Raw genomic sequence first — 18,402 nt, 5'->3', positions numbered from 1 at the left:
CCGCCGCGAGAGCCAGCAAGCCCCAGGCCACGCGTTCGGGCCTGATCCGCCGAGGAGCCGGCGCCGGGCCCGTCCGATGCGGCCTCCTCAGGTCCGGGGAGCGGCACCGTTCCTGCTCGGCCGGGCGGCCCTGTGGAGGTTCCATGCCGCATCCTCGTCCCGCGCGCCGCCGCGCGCCCGTCCTTCGCGAGCCGCGCTGATGCGTCGAGCCCGCATCGTGATCGCGGGCGCGGGCGTCGCCGGGGCCGTGACCGCCCACGGGCTCGCGCGCATGCCCGCGGAGGTGATCTGCCTCGAGCGCAGCCCGGCCGGGGATCAGGACGAGGCCGGGACCGGCCTCAACATCGGCCCCAACGCCATGACGGCCCTGCGCCTCCACCTGCCGGACCTCGCCGGGACGCTCGCGGCGGCCGGCCTGCCCTGGCGGCGCTGGACGGCCGACCTCACCGACGGCACGCGCCTCCTCGACCTCGACGTGGCGGCCCTGGCGCGGGGGCCGGGCCTGCGCATCCGCTGGGCCGAACTCTACCGGATCCTCCGGCGCGGCCTGCCCGTCCGCTACGGCTGCGAGGCGACCGACCTCCTGCGCCAGCCGGACGGCCGGGCGAGCGTCCGGGTCGCGACGCCGGCCGGACCGGAGACCATCCCGGACGTCGACCTCGTGGTGGCGGCGGATGGCCGCTACTCGCGCCTGCGACGCCTGATCGCCGGTCCGTCGCAGCCGCGGCACCTCGGCATCGTGATGTACCGCGCCCTGTGGGAGGCGGGCCCCGCCTGCCCGATCGACGATTACGGCCAGTGGTTCAACGGGCCGAACCGCCTGCTGGCCTTCCGGGTGCCGGGCGATCTCGTCTACTGCGCCGGCACCTTCCCGCTCGACCCGCCCGATGCCCCCGTCCCGGCGGCGATGAAGGACGCCGAGATCCTGCGCGGGCTCTACCGGCCGGCCTCCGGGCCGCCGTCGCGGGCGGCGGGCTACCTGATCGAGGGGATCGCCCGCCACGTCGGCAGCATTCACTGGGCCCGGGTGCAGGAGGACGCGATCCTGTACGCGCCGGCCGGCTGGCCGGTCGTGCTCGTCGGCGACGCCGCCCATCCGATGATCCCGACCCTGGGCCAGGGCGCCACGCAATCGATCGAGGACGGGTGCAGCACGGCCGACGCGATCCGGGCCGCCCTCGCGAACGGAGCGATCGCCGCGGTCCCCGGCGCGGTCGAGGCGCGCCGGGGCAGCCGGGCGCGCTTCGCCCTCGATCTCTCGCGCGCGGCGAGCGACACCCTCCTGGCGGGCGCCGACCCGGTCGCGGGCACCCGCGAGAAGGCCGGGCCCGCCTTTCGGAGCGCTCTCGAGCGCCTGTACCGCGACGTCGATCCGCCGCTGGCACCGGCGCGGTGACCGGGGCCGCCGGCCGCACGACGGTGCGAGAGCCCGCTTCAGGACGAGTCCGCCCGTCCCGGGTCAGGCCGCGCGCGCCGGGGACGCCGCGAGGGCGCGCACGAGGTCGATCACCTCCGCCTTCGCCAGCACGTCTCCGTACTTGGCATTGATGTCGAAGAGATTGGCGTCGTGCGGTCCGTCATGGCGGTCCCCGACGCATTCGCGGGGTACGATGACCCGGAAGCCGTACTGAATGGCATCGATCGCGGTCGCGCGCACGCAGCCGCTCGTCGAGCACCCGATCAGGATCGTCGTGTCGACGCCGAGACCGAACAATGTCGAGGCGAGCGTCGTCCCGAAGAAGCAGCTCGGGTAGTTCTTGGTGATGACGAGATCGTCGGGAGCAGGCGGGATGAGCGGGTCGATCTCCGCCATCGGCTCGCCCGCGACGAGCTTGCGCAGAGCCGGAACCTTCCGGACGAACAGACCTCCGTCGGCCCCGCCAGGATGGTAAAGGACCTTCGTGTAGATGACGGGGATGCCCACCTGCCGGCACGCGTCCAGCAGCTCGACCGATTCCCGCACGGCGCTGACGACGCCCTCGGCGAAGAAGGCCTCGCCAGGGGTGGTGTAGGCCCGGATCAGATCGATGACGATGACGGCCGGCTTCTTGCCGAACCCGACGCTGCCGTCGAAGACGCCCGTGTAGCTGTTTTCCCGCGTCTCGGTCATGCGGCGCTCCTCTGAGGACGATGGACGGCTGTCTGCGGAACGATCCGGGCTGGCAAGTAGGGCGCCAGCCACGGGCGTGAGCGGGAGGCGCACCCGCCGCCGATCTCCCAGGCCCGGCCGCGGGCCTGCGCCGCCGGGGAGGTGCTCGCGCGCATGCCAGCCTCAGGCGTGCATCGATGATGCCGCCGACGACGTGCACTTGATGGTCACCGCGATGATGCCGGCGGCCGGCACCGGAACCGGCGTCACCGCGGCGCCGGCGTCACCCCGCCCGGCGCTGGTCGTTCGCGGCGATCGTCCGCTGCCCGATCGCCGGGATCGTCCCGTCCTCGCGACCCGCGATCCGGGCGAGGTAATCCGCCTTGCTCGCCTGCATGTGGTCGACGCCGAGCTGCGCCAGGGCCCAGCGGTCGCGCCCGCCGAGAAGGTCGATCATCACCTCGTGCTGGCGGATCGACAGGAGCAGGCCGTCGGCGTCGGCCAGGTTCTTGGCCCGCATCGGCAGCGTCAGGCCCATGTAGTCGTTGAGCGTGCGCACGAGGTAGGGGTTGCCGCAGGCCTCGAACAGCGCGAGGTGGAAGGCGTCGTTGGCCTCGTGGACGCCGCGCAGGTCGCGCGAGGCGGCCCGGTCCCGGTAGGCGGCCTGCAGCGCCCGCAAGCGGGCGACCAGAGCGGGCGGGGCCGGCAGGTCGAGCATCAGCAGCGCCTGGCGGGTCAGCATCTCGCGGACCTCGTAGATCTGTCGCACCTCCTCGGCGGAGTAGGAGCGGACCGTCGCCCCGACATGGCGCTCGCGCCGCACGACGCCCCGGCGCTCCATCGCGACGAGCGCCTGGCGGATGAAGTGCCGCGAGGCGCGAAAGCGCGTCATCAGGGCGTCCTCGGTCAGGCGGGCGCCGGGCGCGAGGCGCCCGAAGATGATGTCCTCCTCGAGCGACGCCACCACGGCGTCGATGCCGTCGCGCTGCGGCGGGTCGGGCCTGTCGGTCACCGCGCGTCCTCCCGGCCCGCGAGCCGGTAGCACGCCTCGACGAGCCGCAGCGTCTCGAGGTTGTCGGCCGGCCCCGTCTCGAAGGGCGCGCCGTCCGCGAGCCGGTCGACGAAATGGGCGATCGTGGCGGCGTAGGACTCGCTGTAGGTGGCGTCGAGGTCGTAGGCGACGGCGCGCGTCTCCCGTCCGGTCATCGTCAGGTCGCCATTCGCGAGCCGGATCGCGCCCGAGGGCCCGAGGATCTCGAGATGGTCGGCCGCCGCCGGCGGCGCCCCGTGCGCCGCGAAGGTCGCGAAGACCTGGACCGCGAGACCGTCCGCCCCGGCGAGCTGGATCAGCGCGGTGTCCTCCCCCGCGAGGTCGGCGCAGGTGCGGCCGAGCGCGCAGGCGGTGACCCGGAGCGGCCCGAGGAGCCAGCGCAAGGTGTCGAGGTGGTGGATCAGCACCTCGGCGACGAGCATCCGGGTCTCGTCGCGCATGAAGGGCTGGCGCTCCAGGGCCGGGAAACGCCCGCCCGCGTCCGGCAGGGTCCCGCTCGTCACCACGGAGAGCCGCGCCGCGAAGGGCCGGCCGATCATCCCGGCGCGCAGCCAGGCGGCGGCCTCCCGGTAATAGGCGCGGAAGCGCCAGTTCTCGTGCACCATCAGGCGCACCCGCCCCTCGACCTCCGCGACCAGGGCCTGCGCCTCCGCGAGCGTCGGGGCCAGCGGCTTCTGGCACAGGATCGGCAGCCCGTGATCGGCGGCGAGGCGCACGAGCTCGGCGTGGACCGCCCGGGGCGCCGCGATGTCGACCGCGTCGAGGCCGCCGGCCTCGAACATCTCGCGCGCGGTCGCGAAGTGGCGCGGGATCGCGAAGTCGCGGGCGCGCGCCTCGCGCCGCTCGGCCGAGGGATCGGCGATGGCGGCGACGGTGGCGCGCCCCGCGAGGCGGGCCCAGCCCGCGAGATGATGCTGCGTGACCCAGCCGGCGCCGATCAGGCCGATCCTGAGGGGCGAATGCGGGCTACTCAATGGACGGCTCCGGTGCGCAGCGGGCCGGCCGCCGGCAGGGCGGGAATCGCCGCCTGGCTCTGCGGATCGAACAGGAAGGCGGCCTCCGGCCGGAAATGCAGCGTCACGACCTCGCCGACCCGGGCCCGCGTGTCCCGCGGCAGCCGCGCCGTGCACTCGGCCCCGCCTTCCGTCTCGATCGCGACCAGGGTCTCGGCACCGAGCGGCTCGACCGCGAAGATCCGGCCGCGGATCCGGCCGGGCGCGGCTCCCGCGGCCTCGGGTGCGAGGTGCAGGTCCTCGGCGCGTACCCCGAGCACCGCCTCCCGGCCGTCGAGCGGCGCCAGGGCGGCGCCGCTCCAGCGCAGGAGCGGGGCGTCGATCGCCGCGGTGCCGACGCGGGCCCCGGCGACCGGCACGGTGAACAGGTTCATCGGCGGCGAGCCGAGGAAGCGCGCGACGAAGGTGTCGGCCGGGTTCCAGTAGACGTCGAGCGGCGCGCCGACCTGGGCGACGCGGCCCCCGTTCATCACGCAGATCCGCGTTCCCATGGTCATCGCCTCGACCTGGTCGTGGGTGACGTAGATCATCGTCGCGGCGAGGCGGTGGTGCTGCTTGATCAGCTCGTTGCGGGTGGCGACGCGCAGGGCGGCGTCGAGGTTCGACAGCGGCTCGTCGAAGAGGAAGACCATCGGCTCGCGCACCATGGCGCGCCCGAGGGCGACGCGCTGGCGCTGCCCGCCCGACAGGGCCTGCGGCTTGCGCGCGAGATAGGGCGTCAACCCCAGGATGCGGGCGACCTCCCCGACGCGCCGCTCGATCTCCGCCGGCGGGGTGCGGCGGCGGCGCAAGCCGAAGGCGAGGTTCTCGGCGACACTCATGTGCGGGTAGAGGGCGTAGGACTGGAACACCATGGCGATGTCGCGGTCCTTGGCCGGCACGTCGTTCACCGTCCGCCCGTCGATGGACAGCGTGCCGGACGAGATCGTCTCGAGCCCGGCGATCATCCGCAGGGTGGTGGACTTGCCGCAGCCGGACGGCCCGAGCAGCACCATGAACTCGCCGTCGCCCACCGTGACGTCGACGTTGTCGACCACGACCGGCCCGGCCGAGCCGTAGCGCTTGCAGATCTTGGAGAGCTGGACGACGGCCATCCCGGATCCCTTACTTGACGGCGCCCGCGGTCATGCCGCGGATCAGCTTCTCGGAGAAGAACACGTAGGCGACGATCACCGGGACGACCGAGATCATCACCCCGGCGGCGATCATGCCGATGTCCTGGAAGTGGTCGCCCATGAAGGCCCGGATGCCGATCGGCAGGGTGCGCTTGTCCGGATCGGTGACCAGCACCACCGCGAACAGGAACTCGTTCCAGAGCTGGATGAAGTTCAGGATCAGGGTGGTGGCGATCGCCGGCATGCCGATCGGCAGGACGATGCGGCGGAAGATCTCGAGATCGCCGTAGCCGTCCATCTTCGCCGCGTCGAACAGGTCCTGGGGGATGCGGGCGAAGAAGCCCTCGAGCAGGTAGACGGTCAGCGGCAGCTGCAGCGAGACGTAGACCAGCGTCAGGCCGATCAGGCTGTTGTAGAGGCCGTAATCGACGAGGATCTGGTAGAGCGAGATCAGGGTGATCTGCGGCGGGAAGATGATCGACGAGAACAGGATGCCGTAGATGAGGCGGTTGCCGGGGAAGTGGTAGCGGGCCAGCGCATGGGCGGCGGCGGCGCCGATGAGGGTCACGGCGGCGACCGCCGTCACGACGACGACCGTCGAGTTCCAGAAATACGTCGCGAAATCGGAATCGACCCAGGCGACCCGGAACTGCTCCCAGTGGAAGGGTCTTGGCCAGGCGTAGTGGTCGGCCGAGATCTCGCCGGTGGTGCGCACCGACATGGTGGCGAGCCACAGGAACGGCCCGAGCGTGTAGGCCGTGTAGGCGGCGATGACGAGGCCGAGCGCGGCCCGGCTCGCCAGGAGACCGCCCCGGCGCGGGGCGAGGGTGGCGCGCATCCTCAATACTCCAGCCGGTCGCGGGATCGGAACACCCGGTTGAGGATCATGACCGCGGCGCAGACCACCCCGAACCACACCGTCGCGATCGCCGACGGGTAGCCGAGGTCGAAGGTGTTCCAGTTGAAGGCGCGCTTGTAGACGTAGGTCGACACCGTCTCGGTCGCCCAGAGCGGCCCGCCGCCGGTCATGATCCAGACGAGGTCGAAGACCTTCATCTTGCCGATGAAGGCGAGCACGTAGAGATTGAGCAGGGTCGGCCACAGCATCGGCACGATGACGTGGCGCAGCTTCGCGCCCCAGCCGCAATTGTCGAGCTCGGCCGCCTCCAGCACCTCGGAGGGGAGCGAGTGGATGGCCGCCAGGCACACCACCATGTTGAAGCCGGCCCATTTCCAGGCATGCGTCACGATGAGGGCGGACAGCGCGGTGTTCGGGTCGCCGAGCCAGGAGCGGGCAAGGGCGCCGAGCCCGACGGCGCGCAAGGCCTCGTTCACCACGCCCCAGTCGTAGTTGTAGAGCCACATCCAGAGGATCGCGACCACGACGTAGGACAGGAGCACCGGCGTGAACCAGGCGACCCGCAGGAACCGCGCGAACGGCACGCCGGCATAGAGCGCCAGCGCGAGCAGCAGGCCGGTCGCGACGTCGAGGACAGGCGCCACGAAGGCCCACACGAAGGTGTTGCGCACCGCGACCCGGAACGTCTCGTCGGCGAGGAGGTCGCGGTAATTGGCGATCCCGACGAAGCTGCGCTCCGTCCCCTCGATCGTGAACAGGCTGTCGAGGACCGTGCGCACGGCCGGATAGGCGGTGAGCCCGAGATAGACGAGGAGGGCGGGCGCCAGGAAGACCAGGAGGATGGAGAGGCCGGCGCGGCGCGGATCCGCCATCCGGCCGGCTTTCGGAACGGGCGCAGGCCGTGCGACCCTCGCACCCGCCGGGGTCGCGGCGTCGGCCACCGCGTCAGCTCCCCTTGCGGCAGGCCGCATCCATCTTGGCGGCGGCCTCGTCGACGCCGATCAGGCCCGCCGGGAAGGCGTTGTTCATCACCTGGGTGTAGGTCTCGGCGCACTTCGCGCGGTAATACAGGAGCGGCGTTCCGAAGAAATACGTCACGTCCTTGTTCCGGGCGTTCAGCTCGGCGAAATACTCAGCCCGGCTCGACTTGATCGTCGACGGATCGGTCTTCAGCCCGGTCTGCAGCGAGACCTGCTCCATCCATTTGTTGCCGTTGCCCGGGGTGGCCATGGCGTTGAGGAGGGCGCCGGCGCAATCCTTGTTCTTGCCGCGGGAATACATCACGAAGCTGCCGGCCACCGCCAGGGTCTTGCAACTCGGGCAAAGGCCGCCGTCCATGGCCGGGAACTGCATGATGCCGAGGGGAAAATCGGCCGGCATGCCGCCGCTCTCCGGCGGCGCGAAGGCGCGCCCGGTGAACCAGCTCGGATCGGGGAAGGTCAGCGCCCCGGGCTTCTGGTAGAAGTAGTAGTGCGACTCGCCGAGCTTCAGCGTCGCGAAGCTCTTCGGATAGGCGCCGGCATCGACCAGCCCCTTGAACCACGTCATCACCTCGAGGACGCGGGGATCCCGGAACGACAGGGCGCCGTTCAGGAGCTTGCCGTAATCCTCCGGGCCGAGCTTGCGCAGGAGCGACTCGAACAGCAGCAGGCCGCCCGGGAACGGCCGGTCGCCGACGCCCTGCGACACCGGCGTGATGCCGGCCGCGGCGCCCTTCTTGACGAGATCCGCGAAGGCTCCCTGCGTCAGCTGGAACGAGGGCGGCACCTCGACCCCGACCTTCTTCACCAGATCCTTGTTGTAGTACAGTTCGACCGTGTAGGCCTCGACCGGCAGGCCGTAGACCTTGCCCTTGCTCGTCCAGGCGGGCTTTGCCCAGTCCTCCAGCCGCGACAGGTCGACGTGGCCGTCGAGGGGCTCGAGGAAGCCGCCGGCCAGGAACTCGGGCTGGTCCGGCTCCATGTAGAACACGTCCGGGGCCTGGCCGGTGCGCACGGCGGACTTCGCCTGGGTGTAGATGTCGGCCTTCGGGATGAAGCTCAGCTTGACGCTGCACTGCTTGTTCGCGGCCTCGAAGTCCCGGACCCGCGCCGTCACCCACTCCTTCTTGGCCGGCTCGTCGGGCCAGTTCGACCACATCGTGATCTGGACCGGCTCCGCCGCGAGGGCCGGGCCTGCCATCAGCAGGCCCGCCCCGATCATGGTCGCCACCCAGGCGCGCGCGCTGCCCATCCGGCCGTCCTCCCCTCGTGATTGTTGGACCCATCGTCCGTGGCGGGCCGCGGATTGTCAATAACGTTGCCGTGTCGTCCCGATCATTGCGGCGCCGAGCCCGAATTCCCGGGTGTTTCATTGACAATCCTCCGCCCGCTCGTAGAACCCGGAGGATCGCCGGGAGGGAGCACGCCATGGGCAAGGGTCTGCGCAAGGGACTGACGAGCTACGGGGATGCGGGCTTCTCGCTCTTCCTGCGCAAGGCGTTCATCAAGGCGGCGGGCTATTCCGACGATGCCCTCGACCGCCCGATCGTCGGCATCACCAACACCGCCTCCGACTACAATCCCTGCCACGGCAACGCCGCCCAGCTGATCGAGGCGGCCAAGCGCGGGGTGATGCTGGCCGGCGCCATGCCGATGGTGTTTCCGACGATCTCGATCCACGAGAGCTTCGCCCACCCGACCTCGATGTACCTGCGCAACCTGATGGCGATGGACACCGAGGAGATGATCCGCGCCCAGCCGATGGACGCGGTGATCGTCATCGGCGGCTGCGACAAGACCCTGCCGGCCCAGGTGATGGCGGCGGCCTCCGTCGACCTGCCGACCGTGGTGATCCCGGTCGGCCCGATGGTGGTCGGGCACCACCGCGGCGAGGTCCTGGGCGCCTGCACCGATTGCCGGCGCCTGTGGGGCCAGCACCGGGCCGGCGAGATCGACGAGCGGGAGATCGAGACCGTCAACGGGCGCCTCGCCCCCTCGGTCGGCACCTGCATGGTGATGGGCACCGCCTCGACCATGGCCTGCATGATCGAGGCGATGGGCTTGGCCCTGCCGATGGCCGGCACGATTCCCGCGCCGCACGCCGAGCGCATCCGCCTCGCCGAGGCGAGCGGCGCCTGCGCGGCCGCGATGGCCAAGACCGGCGGACCCCGCCCGAGCGAGATCCTGACGAAGTCGGCGTTCCGCAACGCGCAGGTGGTGATGCAGGCGATCGGCGGCTCGACCAACGGGGTGATCCACCTCACCGCCATGGCGAACCGGGCGGGCGTCGACCTCGACCTCGACAGCCTCGACCAGATCGGCCGCGCCGTGCCGGTGCTCGTCGACCTCAAGCCCTCGGGCGACCACTACATGGAGCATTTCCACCACGCCGGCGGCGTGCCGAAGCTCCTGCGCGAGCTCGGCGACCTCGTCGACCTCGACGTCCCGACCGTGACGGGCAGGACCCTGCGCGACGTCGTGGCGGCGGCCGAGGACGTGCCGGGCCAGACCGTGATCCGCTCGCCCGCCGACCCGATCAAGCCGGTCGGCGCCATGGCGGTGCTCACCGGCAACCTCGCGCCCCGGGGTGCCCTCATCAAGCACTCGGCCGCGACCCCGCGGCTGCTCCAGCACGAGGGCCGGGCGCTGGTGTTCGAGTCGATCCCCGACATGGCGGCGCGGATCGACGACCCCGACCTCGATGTCGGGCCCGACGACGTGCTGGTGCTGCGCAACGCCGGCCCGAAGGGCGCGCCGGGGATGCCGGAGGCCGGCTACCTGCCGATCCCGAAGACGCTCGCGCGCCAGGGCGTGAAGGACATGGTGCGGATCTCGGACGCCCGGATGAGCGGGACGGCGTTCGGCACGATCGTGCTGCACGTCACGCCGGAATCGGCGGTGGGGGGGCCGCTGGCGCTGGTGCGCAGCGGCGACCGCATCCGGCTCGACGTCGCGGGCCGGCGGATCGACCTTCTGGTGGACGAGGCCGAGCTGGCGCGCCGGGCCGAGAGCCTCAAGGCGCCGGAGCGTCCCGACTGGGCGGCGCGGGGCTATGCCCGGCTGTTCCACGACACCGTCACGCAGGCCGACGAGGGCTGCGACTTCGACTTCATGCGCCGGGAGGGGTGAGGGACGCCCGAGCGGGCCTTGTCGGCGGCCAGGCGCGAAATCGCGGGCTCCCGGCGCCGAATCCGCTAGACTGTCCTCCGCTCAAGCGGAGGACGCGCCATGGACGAGGTGTCGGAGCGGGATCCGGGGAGGGATTCCTGTCGGGTCGTGCGCCCGGGGGCCGGGTTCGTCGGCAAGCAGGCGCTCACCTACGCGCCGGCGGTCTCCGCCGAGTCGGTCGGGTCGAAGGGGCTGCACATGCAGCTCGTCACCCTGCCGCCGGGGGCGCGGGCCAAGGCCCACCTGCACGAGGCGCACGAGACGGCGCTCCACGTGCTCTCAGGCATCGCCGGCACCTGGTACGGCCCGCGGCTCGAGCACCACCTGTGGAGCCGGGCCGGCGATTTCGTCTACATCCCGGCCGGGGTGCCGCACCTGCCCTACAACGCCAGCCGGACCGAGACCTGCACGGCGGTGATCGCCCGCACCGACCCGAACGAGCAGGAGAGCGTGGTGCTGCTGCCGGAGCTCGACGCGGTGCGGCCGCCGGAGGGGGACGTGATGGCGGAGGAGTGAGCGCCGATCGAGCGTGCAGGAACCCGCCGACGTTCGATCGGAGATTGCCGTCGCGCCGACCCTCAAACCTCGGGATGAGGTCCAGGGCAGGAATGGATCGCTTCCTGCCCGGTTCGCCTCACATCGCCGTCGGTCGCCCGGCCGCCACCACCAGCAGCTTGCCGTCGCCCAGCGTCCGGGCGGCCGCCCGGCGGATGTCGGCTTGCGTCACCGCGCCGATCAGGCCGTTGCGGCGGGCGATGTAGTCGATGCCGAGGCCCTCGAACGCGATCTGCACCAGCTGGTGGGCGATCTTGGTCGAGGTGTCGAAGCCGAGCGCGTAGGAGCCGGTGAGGTAGTCCTTGGCCTTCTGCAACTCGTCGTCGGTGGGGCCGTCGCGGGTCAGGCGGGCGATCTCGTCGGCGATCACCGTCAGGCACTCGGCGACGCGCTCGTTCTTGGTCGCGGTGTAGCCCCAGGTCATCGAGGCGGCGCGATGACTCACCAGCGAGGTGCCGACCGAGTAGGCGAGGCCGCGCTTCTCGCGCACCTCCTGGAACAGGCGGGACGTGAAGGCGCCGCCGCCCAGGATGTGGTTGAGCACGTAGGCCGGGATGAAGTCGGGGTCGCGCCACGGCACGCCGTCGGTGCCGAAGCGGAGCACCGATTGCGGCACGTCGAGGTCGACGACGATGCGCCGGCCGAGGCCCGTGATCGCGGTCGCCGGCACGACGGTGAGGTCCCCGCCCTCCGGCAGGGCGCCGAAGGCGGCGTCGAGGGCGCGCACCAGGGCCTCCTCGCCGATGGCGCCGACCGCCGCGACCTTGACCCGGCCGCGGGCGAGGAGCCGGCGATGCATCGCCACGAGGTCGTCGCGGGTGATCGCCGACACGCTCTCGATCGTGCCGGAGGAGGGACGGCCGTAGGGATGGCCCGGATAGGCCTCGGCGAAGAAGCGGCGGGAGGCCATCACGCCGGGATCGTTCTGCTGGTAGCGCAGGCCGGCGAGCATCTGGGCCCGCACCCGCTCGATCGCCGCCTGGTCGAAGCGGGGCTGGGCGAGCGCCAGGGCCAGGAGCTCGATCGCCTCGTCGGCGTGCTTGAGCAGCATCTTGAGCGAGCCGCCGATCGCGTCCGGCCCGGCATGGAAGCTCAGCTCGATGGCGCGGGCGGCCAGGCGCTCCTGGAAGGCGTCAGAGTCGTGCGGGCCGGCGCCCTCGTCGAGCAGGCGGGCGAGCATCTGGGCGGTGCCGGCCTTGCCCTCGGGGTCCTGCGCGGCGCCGCCCTCGAAGGTGAAGGCCAGCGCGATCAGCGGGACGATCGGCGACTCGACGTGCCAGGCCTCGATGCCGCGGGCCGAGAGGACGGGGCGCGCCTGGGTCGGGGACGAGGATTCCGAGGCGGCGGCAGTGCGGGAGACGGCGTCGGCCGGGGTCATGAGGACCTCTTGTTGTCTTGGAAAGATCAGCGGATCCGCCCGGCGGCGCGCCGGGCGGGGTCGCGGCCGGCTCAGGCCGCGGCGGCGGCGGGTTCCCGGCTCTTGGTCAGGTAGCCGGTGACCGAGCGGGCCGGCACCAGGTAGCGCTCCGCCACCGCGGCGAGGCGGGCGGCCTGCACCGCCTCGATCTCGGACGGCCACCGGCGCACCTCGTCGATGCTCTCGCCGATGGCGAGCGCCGAGCCGAAGATGCGGGCGAGCGAGGACTGGCTGTCGGAGGAATAGACCGTCTCGGCGACGAGGCGGGTCTTCGCCCGCTCGATCGCGTCGGCGGACAGCGCCTCGGACGGAGCCCGGGCGAGCGCCCGGTCGAGGGCCTCCTCCAGAGCCTCCAGGGTCACGCCCTCCGCCGGTACGGCGTAGACCGAGAAGCGGGTGTCGTCGATCGCCGAGCCCATGTACCAGGCGCCGGCATTCACCGCGACGCCCTGGTCCAGCACCAGGCTGCGGTAGAGGTAGGAGGTGGGCCCGCCGCCCAGGACCTCGGCCAGGAGCTCGAGGGCGTGGCTCTCCCCGTCGCGGGCGGTGATGCAGGAGGGGGTGAGATAGAGCCGCTGCAGGGTCGGCTGCTCCACCTTCGGGTCGGCGACGCTGAGGCGGCGCGCCGCCCGGGGCTCCGGCTCCCGCGGCCGCAGGCGCTGCGGCCGGGCGCCCCGGGGGGCGACCACGCCGTAGGTGTCGTCGGCGAGCCGCCGGACCTCGTCGGCCGTGACGTCGCCGGCGACCACCAGGATGGCGTTCTCCGGGGTGTAGAAGCGGCGGTAATAGTCGAGGGCGTGGGTGCGGTTCAGCTCCTCGATCTCGTGCATCCAGCCGATGATCGGAATGCCGTAGGGGTGGTGCACGAACAGCGAGGCCGCCATCGCCTCGGAGAGCTGCGCCGCCGGGTCGGTCTCGACCCGCATCCGGCGCTCCTCCAGCACCACGTCGCGCTCCGGCGCCACCACGGCGTCGTCGAGGATCAGGCCGGTCATCCGGTCCGCCTCGAAGCTCATCATGGTCTTCAGGTTGTCGCGGGCGACGCGCTGGAAGTAGGCGGTGTAGTCGAAGGAGGTGAAGGCGTTCTCCTGGCCGCCCAGGCTCGACACCGCCTTCGAGAAGGCGCCGACCGGATGCGTCTCGGTGCCCTTGAACATCAGGTGCTCGAGGAAGTGGGCGATCCCCGACTGGCCGAGCGGATCGTCGGCCGAGCCGTTGCGGTACCAGACCATGTGGGTGACCACGGGCGCGCGGTGGTCGGGCACCACCACGACGTCGAGGCCGTTGTCGAGGACGAAGGACGCCACTTCGGGACCGCCCGCCTCCGCACGGCCGAAGGGCGCCGCGTCGGTGCGCAGGGTGGCGCTGACGGGGCAGACGAGGCCGGGGGCGGGGCGCATCCTGTGTGGGGGCATCCTGATCTACCTTAGCCGGGCGGCCCGGAGGGGCCACCCGTGTTGCATCGTGGACCGGCTCACTTAAGCGAGGCTTGCGGCCCATGCGAGTCACGGGCCAGCGGAAGGGCGAACCGGCCCGGTGGGCCGGCCACCGGGAACGCCGGCCGTTAGAGACCCTGTTCTAGAGCATTTTGTGGCAGGGTGGACCCGAAGACTGCCGAGAAATGCACGAGCCTCAGATCGGGCCCGGGTTCCGGCAGATGAAGCGTGGCCAGAATCTCGCCCGGAAGCTTGGGCTTGCAGTCGGCCGGATCGGCCCTCGCGCGAGCGGCCGATGCCGCTCTGCGCTCGACGCAGGCCTTCACATCAAAAAACCCCGGGCTGCTGGTGCGGCCCGGGGCGAGATTGATTCGGATCTCGAAAACGTTACTGGCGCGAGCGCAGATAGGCGCCTGGATCGGCCTCCTCGCGGTCGCTCTTCATGCCCTTCGGGCCGCTCTCGGTGCGGGCGAGCTTGCCGTTCGGCGGCTTGCGGTAGCCGGTCGGCGGATCGGTCAGGATGTCGCGGGAGGGCTCGACGTCCGAGACCGTCGCGTCGTCATCCTTCTTGCCGGCGAGGAGCTCCATCGGGTTGAGCCAGAACGACGCCCGGTTGTTGTCGCCCGGCTTGTAGGTCGGCTCCGTCGGCACGCTCGCGCCCTCGCGCCGGCCGGCCCGCATCTCCTGGATCGGCAGCGTCGCGTTGTTGTCGCTCATCCGGCCGCCATAGCCGCGGGTGATCGGCTTGCGGTCCTCGGCGGCGCGGCGGTCGCGGGCCGCGGTCTCGGGATCGGTCGGCCATTGCGGGTTGGCCTCGCGCACGGCGCCGCGGTCGACCGGCGGCGGCAGGGCGGCCTTGTCCATCTTCGGCGGCAGCACCAGGGGTGCGCGCTCCCGATAGGTGATCGTCGGCCGCTCCGGCTCGATGAGTCCGATCGACGACAGGGCGTTCTTCATCGCGACGCCCTCCTGGGCGTGCGCGCCCCAGGAGGCCGCGAAACTCGTGGCGAGCCCCGCGGCCGTCACCGCGGCGAGTGTCGTGCGCTTGTGAAGCATGCTGGCCCCTGCCTGTTCCGCCCCATGTTTGAGAGCTTGGGTGGTGGCGGTTTCGGGCGAAGGTATGGCGTGGCCGTAAGCCGACGCAACGCCGGGCGCCGGCGTGGCGCCCGCGACACACAGGGGTTTTCAGGCCCGCTCGCGGGTTGCCAGGTCGCGGCGGCGCTCCAGCACCAGCCCGTCATAGACCAGCCCGACGACGCCGAAGACGATGCCGGCATCCGCCACGTTGAAGACGTACCAGGACCAGCCGCCGGCATGCAGGTGGACGAAGTCGAACACCGCCCCGTAGGCGGCGCGGTCGATGGCGTTGCCGACCGCTCCCCCGACGATCAGGCCGAGCGACCCGGCGAGCCAGCGGCTGCCGGCCCGCGCCAGCCACACCGAGAGCGCCACGGAGGCCACGAGCGAGACTGCGACCAGGACCCAGCGCCCGAGCGCCGAATCCTGCTGGAACAGCCCGTAGGAGACGCCGCGGTTCCACACCACGATCAGCTGCGCGAAGGGCGCGAGCACCACCGGCTCGCGCACGGGCAGGTCGGCGAGAAAGAGGAGGCCGAGCTTGCTCGCCTGGTCGAGGACGAGCGTGACGAGCGCGACCAGGAGGCCGAAGGGGAGGGGACGCATATCTTTTCCTCGCCCTTGTCCTTGCCCTTACTCGGCCGCCTCGGCGTGGAGCGCATCCCACTCGCGCAGGGCCTGCGCGTCGCGGGGCGTCACGTCCGGGTAGTCCGGGTCGCTGCCGACGCTTCCCAGCACCTTCCACGACCGGGCGCATTTGCGCCCTTCCGCCAGGGCCGGCACCACCGCGACGCCCCGCACCTCGTCGAGCCGGAAGGCGTCCGCCGGTCCCTCGCCCGCCTCGACCGCGATGTCCGACGTGATGCAGACCTCCGCGAAGTCGATGCCCTCGAGGCTCGCCAGGAGTTCCGGATCCGCGACGAAGACCTTCGGGGCCGCCTCCAGGCTCGCGCCGATGCGCTTGCCCGCGCGCTCGATCTCGAGCGCCCCGGTCACCACCCGGCGCACCCGGCGGATCTTGGCCCAGCGCTTGGCCAGGGCCTCGTCGCGCCAGGAAGCCGGCGTCGCCGGCAGCGTCTCGGTATGGACCGAGCCGGTCTCGGACGGGGTGCGCGCGAGCCAGGCCTCCTCGGCCGTGAAGGCGAGGACCGGGGCGAGCCAGACGGTGACGCGCCGAAAGACCTCGTCGACGACGGTGAGCGCCGCGCGCCGCGTCCGCGACGAGACGGGATCGCAGTAGAGCGCGTCCTTGCGCACGTCGAAGTAGAACGACGACAGGTCGCCGGTCATGAACGCGTTGAGCAGCGCCACCACCCGCTTGGTGTCGAAGGTGCGGAAGGCGTCGCGGATCTCGCCGTCGAGCTCGGCCAGCCGATGCAGGATGAAGCGCTCGAGCTCCGGCATCTGCGCCGCCTCGACCCGGTCCTCGGGCCGGTGATGGGCCAGGGTGCCCAGCATCCAGCGCAGCGAGTTGCGCAGCTTGCGGTAGGTCTCCGAGAAGGTCTTGATGATCTCCGGGCCGATGCGCAGGTCGTCGGTATAGTCCGAGGCCGCCACCCACAGCCGCAGGATGTCGGCGCCCGACCCCTTGATGACGTCCTGGGGCGCGACGACGTTGCCCTTCGACTTCGACATCTTCTCGCCCTTGGGGTCGAGGACGAAGCCGTGGGTGAGCACCACGTCGTAAGGAGCGCGGTCGCGGGTGCCGCAGGATTCGAGGAGCGACGAGTGGAACCAGCCGCGGTGCTGGTCCGAGCCCTCGAGATACATCACCGTGTCGTCACCGCCGTCGCGGCGGCGGCGGATGCCGGCGAGCCCCGGGAAGTGCTCGGGGTCGTCGAGCGTGAAGGCGTGGGTGGAGCCTGAATCGAACCAGACGTCGAGGACGTCCGTCACCTTCTCGTACGCGGCCGGGTCGTAGTCCGGCGCGAGGAACCGGGCGCCGTCGGCGTCGGCGAACCAGGCATCGGCCCCCTCCGCCGCGAAGGCGGCGTGGATGCGGGCGTTCACCGTCTCATCGCGCAGGATCTCGCCGGTCTCCCGGTGGACGAAGACCGTGATCGGCACGCCCCAGGCGCGCTGGCGCGACACCACCCAGTCGGGCCGGTTGGCGATCATGCCGGTGATGCGGTTCTGCCCCTGCGGCGGCACCCACTGGGTCGCGGCGATCTCCCGCAGGGCCACGTCGCGCAAGGTGGCGTCGTGGAGCGTCGCCACCGGCTTGTCGAGGGCGATGAACCATTGCGGCGTGTTGCGGAAGATGACCGGCTTCTTCGAGCGCCAGGAATGCGGGTAGCTGTGCTTGAGCGTGCCGCGGCCGACGAGCGTCCCCGCCGCGGTCAGGGCCGCGATCACCGCCTTGTTGGCGTCGCCCTTCTGGCCCTTCTCGTCGAGGACGCGCTTGCCGGCGAGGCCGGGCGCGGCCTCGGTCAGCACGCCGTCGGCATCGACCGTGTAGGGGATCGCCGTCTCGATGCCGCGCTCGCGCAAGGCGCGGCCGTTCGCCATCCAGACCTCGAAATCCTCGCGGCCGTGGCCGGGTGCGGTGTGGACGAACCCGGTCCCGGCCTCGTCGGTGACGTGCTCGCCCTCCAGCATCGGCACGGCGTAGCCGTAACCGGGGTTCCAGGCCGCCAGCGGATGCGCCAGTGTCAGGCCGGCGAGCGCCTCCGGGGAGACGTCGCTCAGTCGCTCGAAGCTCTCGACGCGCGCTGCCTTGAAGACGTCGCCCGCCAGTTTGTCAGCAACAACGTAACGAACACCAGGTTGAGACCAGTTCTCTTGAGGCGCAGCAACGACACGATACAGTCCGTAAGATACTTTTCGGGAATAGGCGACGGCCCGGTTGGCGGGAATCGTCCACGGGGTGGTGGTCCAGATGACGATGCGGGCACCCTGCAAGTCCGGGGCCGTCTTCGACTCGACGACCGGGAAGGCGGCCCAGATGGTGTCGCTGACGTGGTCCTCGTACTCGACCTCGGCCTCGGCGAGCGCCGTCTTCTCGACCACCGACCACATCACCGGCTTCGAGCCGCGATAGAGCTGGCCGGTGGTGGCGAAGGTCATCAGCTCGCGGGCGATCGCGGCCTCGGCCGGGTAGGCCATGGTCAGGTAGGGGTGGTCCCAGTCGCCGGTGACGCCGAGGCGCTTGAATTCTTCACGTTGCACCGACAGCCAGTGCTCGGCGAAGGCCCGGCACTCGCGCCGGAACTCGACGACCGGGACGTCGTCCTTGTTGCGGCCGGCGGCGCGGTACTGCTCCTCGATCTTCCACTCGATCGGCAGGCCGTGGCAGTCCCAGCCCGGGACGTAGTTGGCATCCTGGCCGAGCGCGCCCTGCGTCCGGACGACGATGTCCTTCAGGATCTTGTTGAGCGCCGTGCCGATGTGGATGTGGCCGTTGGCATAGGGCGGGCCGTCGTGCAGCACGAATTTCGGCCGGCCGGCCGCCGCCTCGCGGATGCGGGCATAGAGGCCGATCCGGGCCCAGCGCTCCAGGATCTCCGGCTCGCGCTGCGGCAGCCCGGCCCGCATCGGGAAGTCGGTGACCGGCAGGAACAGCGTCTCGGAATAGTCGCGCCCGGCGGCGGGTTTTGGCTCGGTCATGGTGGTCGAGGCTCGTCTGGGGCGCGGAAGGCGCGG

At 71.5% G+C, this 18,402-nt stretch carries 15 protein-coding genes; 3 read left to right on the top strand and 12 right to left on the bottom strand.

What is annotated here, in order from left to right:
• Nucleotides 1-199 precede the first annotated feature (199 nt).
• Nucleotides 200-1,396 carry an FAD-dependent oxidoreductase gene (locus EU555_RS24420; protein ID WP_135417817.1) on the top strand — a complete coding sequence of 399 codons (1,197 nt, stop codon included), beginning with the start codon at nucleotides 200-202 and terminating at the stop codon, nucleotides 1,394-1,396.
• 63 nt (nucleotides 1,397-1,459) lie between these two features.
• On the opposite strand, the gene EU555_RS24415 is transcribed toward EU555_RS24420, so the two are convergent.
• The 7 genes from EU555_RS24415 to EU555_RS24385 all read right to left on the bottom strand — a co-directional run bounded on the left by EU555_RS24415 (nucleotide 1,460) and on the right by EU555_RS24385 (nucleotide 8,359).
• On the bottom strand, nucleotides 1,460-2,203 hold the full coding sequence (locus tag EU555_RS24415; RefSeq protein ID WP_245524467.1) for an isochorismatase family protein: 744 nt from the start codon (nucleotides 2,201-2,203) through the stop codon (nucleotides 1,460-1,462).
• A gap of 169 nt (nucleotides 2,204-2,372) precedes the next feature.
• Nucleotides 2,373-3,101 (bottom strand): GntR family transcriptional regulator, encoded by a 729-nt coding sequence (locus EU555_RS24410; protein WP_135417816.1) that lies wholly within the window; start codon nucleotides 3,099-3,101, stop codon nucleotides 2,373-2,375.
• Entirely contained in the window at nucleotides 3,098-4,114 is a 1,017-nt protein-coding gene (locus EU555_RS24405; protein WP_135417815.1) for a Gfo/Idh/MocA family protein, read from the bottom strand. The genes EU555_RS24410 and EU555_RS24405 overlap by 4 nt, the downstream gene beginning before the upstream one ends.
• On the bottom strand, nucleotides 4,111-5,247 hold the full coding sequence (locus tag EU555_RS24400; RefSeq protein ID WP_135417814.1) for an ABC transporter ATP-binding protein: 1,137 nt from the start codon (nucleotides 5,245-5,247) through the stop codon (nucleotides 4,111-4,113). The genes EU555_RS24405 and EU555_RS24400 overlap by 4 nt, the downstream gene beginning before the upstream one ends.
• 10 nt (nucleotides 5,248-5,257) lie before the next feature.
• Entirely contained in the window at nucleotides 5,258-6,106 is an 849-nt protein-coding gene (locus EU555_RS24395) for a carbohydrate ABC transporter permease (RefSeq protein ID WP_135417813.1), read from the bottom strand.
• 2 nt (nucleotides 6,107-6,108) lie between these two features.
• Nucleotides 6,109-6,999: a carbohydrate ABC transporter permease gene (locus EU555_RS24390; protein ID WP_245524466.1), complete on the bottom strand. Its 891-nt coding sequence runs from the start codon at nucleotides 6,997-6,999 to the stop codon at nucleotides 6,109-6,111.
• A gap of 73 nt (nucleotides 7,000-7,072) precedes the next feature.
• Complete coding sequence (locus EU555_RS24385) at nucleotides 7,073-8,359, bottom strand: ABC transporter substrate-binding protein (protein ID WP_245524465.1); 1,287 nt, start codon at nucleotides 8,357-8,359, stop codon at nucleotides 7,073-7,075.
• Nucleotides 8,360-8,535: 176 nt separating this feature from the next.
• Between EU555_RS24385 and EU555_RS24380 the strand changes: the two genes are divergently transcribed.
• A complete protein-coding gene (locus tag EU555_RS24380; protein ID WP_135417811.1) occupies nucleotides 8,536-10,236 on the top strand; it encodes an IlvD/Edd family dehydratase in 1,701 nt (566 codons plus the stop codon).
• A 99-nt stretch (nucleotides 10,237-10,335) separates the two neighbouring features.
• On the top strand, nucleotides 10,336-10,791 hold the full coding sequence (locus EU555_RS24375; protein ID WP_135417810.1) for a cupin domain-containing protein: 456 nt from the start codon (nucleotides 10,336-10,338) through the stop codon (nucleotides 10,789-10,791).
• A 118-nt stretch (nucleotides 10,792-10,909) separates the two neighbouring features.
• Here the strand turns inward: EU555_RS24375 and EU555_RS24370 are convergent, their stop codons facing one another.
• The 5 genes from EU555_RS24370 to ileS all read right to left on the bottom strand — a co-directional run bounded on the left by EU555_RS24370 (nucleotide 10,910) and on the right by ileS (nucleotide 18,366).
• Nucleotides 10,910-12,208 (bottom strand): M16 family metallopeptidase, encoded by a 1,299-nt coding sequence (locus EU555_RS24370; RefSeq protein ID WP_135417809.1) that lies wholly within the window; start codon nucleotides 12,206-12,208, stop codon nucleotides 10,910-10,912.
• Nucleotides 12,209-12,279: 71 nt separating this feature from the next.
• Nucleotides 12,280-13,647, bottom strand: a complete 1,368-nt coding sequence (locus EU555_RS24365; protein ID WP_245524464.1) for a M16 family metallopeptidase — start codon at nucleotides 13,645-13,647, stop codon at nucleotides 12,280-12,282.
• A gap of 423 nt (nucleotides 13,648-14,070) precedes the next feature.
• Complete coding sequence (locus EU555_RS24360; RefSeq protein ID WP_135417807.1) at nucleotides 14,071-14,739, bottom strand: hypothetical protein; 669 nt, start codon at nucleotides 14,737-14,739, stop codon at nucleotides 14,071-14,073.
• 129 nt (nucleotides 14,740-14,868) lie between these two features.
• Nucleotides 14,869-15,366, bottom strand: coding sequence for a signal peptidase II (lspA, locus tag EU555_RS24355; RefSeq protein WP_135417806.1), 498 nt, complete (start codon nucleotides 15,364-15,366; stop codon nucleotides 14,869-14,871).
• 27 nt (nucleotides 15,367-15,393) lie between these two features.
• Nucleotides 15,394-18,366, bottom strand: a complete 2,973-nt coding sequence (gene ileS / locus EU555_RS24350; RefSeq protein ID WP_135417805.1) for an isoleucine--tRNA ligase — start codon at nucleotides 18,364-18,366, stop codon at nucleotides 15,394-15,396.
• Nucleotides 18,367-18,402: the final 36 nt, after the last annotated feature.

This window comes from Methylobacterium nonmethylotrophicum, from assembly GCF_004745635.1.
Classification (GTDB): domain Bacteria; phylum Pseudomonadota; class Alphaproteobacteria; order Rhizobiales; family Beijerinckiaceae; genus Methylobacterium; species Methylobacterium nonmethylotrophicum.
This window is presented reverse-complemented; position numbering and strand designations above follow the sequence as displayed.

Bases quoted from the DNA above. Each gene is read 5' to 3' on its own strand.
- EU555_RS24375 (WP_135417810.1), top strand. From the start codon at position 10,336: ATGGACGAGGTGTCGGAGCGGGATCCGGGGAGGGATTCCTGTCGGGTC.
- EU555_RS24360 (WP_135417807.1), bottom strand. From the start codon at position 14,739: ATGCTTCACAAGCGCACGACACTCGCCGCGGTGACGGCCGCGGGGCTC.
- EU555_RS24370 (WP_135417809.1), bottom strand. From the start codon at position 12,208: ATGACCCCGGCCGACGCCGTCTCCCGCACTGCCGCCGCCTCGGAATCC.
- EU555_RS24400 (WP_135417814.1), bottom strand. From the start codon at position 5,247: ATGGCCGTCGTCCAGCTCTCCAAGATCTGCAAGCGCTACGGCTCGGCC.
- EU555_RS24365 (WP_245524464.1), bottom strand. From the start codon at position 13,647: ATGCGCCCCGCCCCCGGCCTCGTCTGCCCCGTCAGCGCCACCCTGCGC.
- EU555_RS24385 (WP_245524465.1), bottom strand. From the start codon at position 8,359: ATGGGCAGCGCGCGCGCCTGGGTGGCGACCATGATCGGGGCGGGCCTG.
- EU555_RS24420 (WP_135417817.1), top strand. From the start codon at position 200: ATGCGTCGAGCCCGCATCGTGATCGCGGGCGCGGGCGTCGCCGGGGCC.
- EU555_RS24390 (WP_245524466.1), bottom strand. From the start codon at position 6,999: ATGGCGGATCCGCGCCGCGCCGGCCTCTCCATCCTCCTGGTCTTCCTG.
- EU555_RS24395 (WP_135417813.1), bottom strand. From the start codon at position 6,106: ATGCGCGCCACCCTCGCCCCGCGCCGGGGCGGTCTCCTGGCGAGCCGG.
- ileS (WP_135417805.1), bottom strand. From the start codon at position 18,366: ATGACCGAGCCAAAACCCGCCGCCGGGCGCGACTATTCCGAGACGCTG.
- EU555_RS24380 (WP_135417811.1), top strand. From the start codon at position 8,536: ATGGGCAAGGGTCTGCGCAAGGGACTGACGAGCTACGGGGATGCGGGC.
- lspA (WP_135417806.1), bottom strand. From the start codon at position 15,366: ATGCGTCCCCTCCCCTTCGGCCTCCTGGTCGCGCTCGTCACGCTCGTC.